The sequence below is a fragment of the Mesorhizobium sp. M7A.F.Ca.US.006.04.2.1 genome (assembly GCF_004022915.1).
Lineage (GTDB): Bacteria > Pseudomonadota > Alphaproteobacteria > Rhizobiales > Rhizobiaceae > Mesorhizobium > Mesorhizobium ciceri.
In genome coordinates this window covers 1-2565 of record NZ_RZQA01000874.1, presented here as the reverse complement: position 1 = coordinate 2565, position 2565 = coordinate 1, and the positions used below count along the sequence as shown (strand labels likewise).

At 59.8% G+C, this 2565-nt stretch carries 3 protein-coding genes and 1 pseudogene; 1 reads left to right on the top strand and 3 read right to left on the bottom strand.

Annotated elements, in window-relative coordinates:
- Window positions 1-130: 130 nt before the first annotated feature.
- Both EN925_RS31470 and EN925_RS39865 read right to left on the bottom strand, forming a co-directional pair.
- Window positions 131-424 carry a hypothetical protein gene (locus tag EN925_RS31470; RefSeq protein WP_127369961.1) on the bottom strand — a complete coding sequence of 98 codons (294 nt, stop codon included), beginning with the start codon at window positions 422-424 and terminating at the stop codon, window positions 131-133.
- A gap of 85 nt (window positions 425-509) precedes the next feature.
- Window positions 510-653, bottom strand: a complete 144-nt coding sequence (locus EN925_RS39865; RefSeq protein ID WP_164766094.1) for a hypothetical protein — start codon at window positions 651-653, stop codon at window positions 510-512.
- Window positions 654-1162: 509 nt separating this feature from the next.
- Here EN925_RS39865 and EN925_RS31460 point away from each other — a divergent pair.
- On the top strand, window positions 1163-1357 hold the full coding sequence (locus tag EN925_RS31460; protein ID WP_127369962.1) for a hypothetical protein: 195 nt from the start codon (window positions 1163-1165) through the stop codon (window positions 1355-1357).
- Window positions 1358-1644: 287 nt separating this feature from the next.
- Here the strand turns inward: EN925_RS31460 and EN925_RS31455 are convergent.
- Window positions 1645-2565: pseudogene (locus EN925_RS31455) on the bottom strand (beta-xylosidase); the annotation flags it as partial.

Below are 2565 nucleotides of genomic sequence, written 5' to 3'. Positions count from 1 at the left end.
ATGGTATGCGTTTGAACCATCGCCGCCTCCCTTCCTGCGACGACTATTTTTTACAACGTCCGAAAGCGCATCCCAAAAACCAAGGTCGCGGCCACTCGGTGCTTCGGCTGGTGACTAAGAAAGTCCCGTCCTACTCGAACATGATCCCAGCCGTGCCTCTTTTGGCGATCAACAGTCTCCGAACCTCCTGGATCCGCTCAGCTTGTTGTTTGGTATAGGGACCCATCGGGCGGGTCTTTTCTTCACCGCGGCGGACCCTGCAGTACCAGCGGCCGTCATTCGAAAAGATTTCGACCGAGGTCGGCGCATCGTTAGCGTGCCTGGCGATCTCGTCGATGAATTCCACGACCTTTGAATGGTGCTGGGCAGGTCCGACAGTGCGCAAAACGTTTCTGCCGCTAATTTCATGCTGCAGTGTGGACATAGTCGAACTCCTTTCAATCACAATCACATCCCGCTCGCCATCTTGACCGTGCTGTTTCGAACCGGGCTGCCGCGCGGAGCGCTTGTTAGGCTATCTCGCGCCCTGTCTCGGCCTCTGCCTCCAGGCTCTCGGTGTCACGGAAGATCGAAGAGGAGCTTTCCGGCATCGGAGAGGTCGGACAGCGCGGTCCCCCAGGCGAGATCCAGGCCTTGGTCTCAGTTTCAGCCATATTCTTCTCCTTGGCGATCCAGCGTCAAAAGTCGCTCGTGCGGCGAAGCGGCAATCCCCATTTGCTTCGGGATATTCTCTGCCTGGCTAGCGCGCCTTCAGAGTGTCAGCACCGCCAACATCCCGATCACGTCAGGCATCGGGCTGTGTGGTTTTCACGTTGTAGTTTCCCGCCATCGCGGATCTCATGCAAACGAATTTAATCGGTAATTGAGTGCAATTTTTATGATAGCCGCCTTTGGCGATTTCACTGTCAGTTCGGCCGCCCGAGGAGGCTGCCTTCGTCGAGGCCGCGACCGAAAGGCTTATCCCTGAAGACGACCTCGGCCCCGGTGCCAAGGCGTGCGGCGTGCCGCTCTTCATCGATCATCAGCTTGCCGGCGCCTACGGGCATGCAGGTGGTACATGTAGGGACCATGGGCAAAGGGTGAAGACACACAAAGCTTTCGATCGCGCATGACTCGGGCCGCCCTCTACCGGGCAGCGACCAAGGCAATTGACGACCCCGCGTTGTCATCGCAGGGCGGCAAGCTTTTCGCCGATCTCCCGGCCCAAGCGCAGGATGCGATGCTTTGGATCTCGAAGGCGGGCAAGATCGATCTCGGTGCGTCGGATGCCACGACCTTCTCCAAAAATGCTTTGGCAGAAGCCCCAAGGAGGGGATGTTTTCGGATCTATGGCGGCAACAAGGATATGGCCGGCTAGAAGATGCTCGGCTGCCCGGGCGCGCTACAACTACCTGGATTGGGTCGATCGGCACGGCGAGCACTATGACCAGCCGCCGGTCGGCATCGCGGCTGGCCCGCGTGGAAGCTCTCGGACGACCAGGTCGCCGCGGTGGCGACCTACATCCGAAATGCCTGGGGCAACCAGGCCAGTCCGATTTCGGCAGGCGACGTCAAGTCGCTGCGCGATTCGGTGCAGGCCGTGAACAGCGCTTACTGAATTGGCAGGCCCGAGGAGGTTCCAGCGTGCGTCTCCCATAAAGCGGTTCACGTGCTCGCCAGACGTATGGCGGCGACCGATAGCGGTGGCAGTGTGACTTTGAGGCTCAAGGTACCGGCCTCGCTCTCGGTCGCGACCGGCTCACTGCGAAGTTCCGACACATCGTTGAGCTCATCGACCGTCGCCGGGTCGAGATATTCGGGCTTGCCCATTTCCTCCCAGCGGCGTTTTGCGTTGGCGTGATCGGCGTCGATTTGTTGTACGGAAGCCATCGTGGCTGTCGGCGCAGCTTTCAGCGTGAACGAAACCTCCTCGGTCTCGATCGGATGACGCGGCAGGGCGAAATTCGTCAGCATCAGCGTGGACCCACCGTCATCGCGGATAACCCAGGCATCCACCGTCTCGTGAGCGCCCTCGACAGGCAGCAACTCGGTGCCAACTCCATGCAGCAATTGAAAGGCCCGATAGGCCGGCTTGGCGATGCCGTGGATGTTCAACAATCCAAACCCGCCCTGAAAGGGTATCGAGGGAAAATAGTTCTCCTCGAAAATATCGGAGAACGTCCAGTAACTGTATCCCTGGACCAGCCCGTTTGCTTCCAGCACGGTCTTGACGATGAACGCGGCGGCATAGGGGTCGTCGTGCAAGGGGTCGCGCGGGTTGGACGAGGTGCACCATTCGGTATAATAGAGGGGCACATCGCCCGCCTGCTTGCGCGTGGCGCGCGCTTCGTCGCGCAAGGCGCTGCGCTTGCTCGCGGCGAGCTGCGCTTCGGTGTCATCGCCTGGTTTACCGAAATCATCAGTTGGATAGTGATGCGTGCTGACGAAATCGGCGGGCAGTCCGCTGGTCCGGCAGAAATCCAGGAAATCCCCAATCCAGGCATTGTCGGCCGTTGCCGGGCCGCCGACCCGCAACAACTTGTCGACGCCCTTGATGGCTTCGACGGTGTAGCGATAGAGCTCGAA

Bases quoted from the DNA above. Each gene is read 5' to 3' on its own strand.
- EN925_RS31470 (WP_127369961.1), bottom strand. From the start codon at position 424: ATGTCCACACTGCAGCATGAAATTAGCGGCAGAAACGTTTTGCGCACT.
- EN925_RS39865 (WP_164766094.1), bottom strand. From the start codon at position 653: ATGGCTGAAACTGAGACCAAGGCCTGGATCTCGCCTGGGGGACCGCGC.